The organism is Shigella sp. SIG6 (genome assembly GCF_053555815.1).
Genome location: NZ_JBQZXC010000264.1, coordinates 1 through 1239, shown reverse-complemented (window position 1 = coordinate 1239; position 1239 = coordinate 1). Strand labels below are relative to the sequence as shown.

Here is a 1239-nt window from a genome sequence, read left to right as displayed (position 1 = left end):
CGATACCGTATAGTGTAAGTCAAAAGTAACGGGGTATTTAAACCATCTTTTCATATTTATTTAACATAATGCAGATTCTGATGTATTAGTTCAGTTGTTCGCCAGAATCAGCGCTCGATCACTATGCGTTTTAGCAGTGTGCTGAAGAAGTTCTTCATCACTGCGTTATTCAGACCGTTTCCTTTGTGCGGCATATTTTGTGCTACTCCATGGGGCTTTAACTTTGCCTATAGCCTGCGATTCGATATTGCCAACCCTGATCCATATGCAGCGACGGGGCATCCTCTGGCCGGGCACTGTGAATGCATCGTATAGCATCGTATTAACGATGCTCCATCACCGACCTTTCTGACAAGCTGTAGGAGATAATTTCCCGGTTAAACAGATCGGAGAACTGGCGACAGGTACCACTTTTCCCCTGTACCGAGAACTCTGTAACATCCGCTCCCATTTTTCGTTGGCCTTTGTCAAAGTTCCGGCTCAGGATATTGGGCGCAGATCACTTATTTGGTGGACACCACTTTGTCGGATGCTTCAGATTATGACCAGATGGATTTCGCTGGACGCTTACGATTACATGCACCATATTGTCAACGATTACGCCACTGAGTGTATGACACACATTAAAGCGTTAGGCTCAGGCCTTATTACAATGTCATGCTAGTGGGCTTGTACGCCGTAAATATCTGCATGATACCAGAATGACCGGTAAACAAAGGTGCCCCGGCAAGCTCGTCAGTGGATATAAAGAAAATCAAGTGCGCTGATAACGATGCCACATCTGTGGTTGGTGGCAATATGCAGATTGTTGTTATTTGTCTTCATTGCATTCTAAGAAGTGTTTCTTATCAGACCTGATTTTTTTGCCATTATTTTTAATGAGGTCTTCAAGTGGAAAATAGGTTAGGCGTTCATGTGGCAGCGCGGCACGTCCCCATTTAGTGGCAAACTCCCGTTGGCGTGCCTGTAACAGTTGCTCCAGCCTTTTTATTTTGTTCTCATTCATCCGGTTTTCCTCGTATGCTGCATCACACCACTGTGCTAATGAAAAATGTAATCAGTGTGGTGGACGTGTTTTATCCGCATTGGAATTGTCGTCAACTAAAGGAGATGAGGCCCGTTTGTATCGCAATGGTGAGGTGTACTGGCAATAGCGGACACTACCATTTGTTCTTTTTTTAAGCAGTCATCTGATGATATTTTTCCCTGAAGGCTGCCGGGGAGATATTCCCCAGACGA

1 protein-coding gene and 1 pseudogene are annotated in these 1239 nt (G+C 44.8%); both read right to left on the bottom strand.

Going from position 1 to position 1239, the window contains the following annotated elements; translation table 11 throughout:
* Window positions 1–134: 134 nt before the first annotated feature.
* Window positions 135–499 (bottom strand): annotated as a pseudogene (locus ACUU1M_RS20200) (DDE-type integrase/transposase/recombinase); the annotation flags it as partial.
* A gap of 312 nt (window positions 500–811) precedes the next feature.
* Complete coding sequence (locus ACUU1M_RS20195; RefSeq protein ID WP_001004881.1) at window positions 812–1006, bottom strand: hypothetical protein; 195 nt, start codon at window positions 1004–1006, stop codon at window positions 812–814.
* Between the last annotated feature and the right edge of the window lie 233 nt (window positions 1007–1239).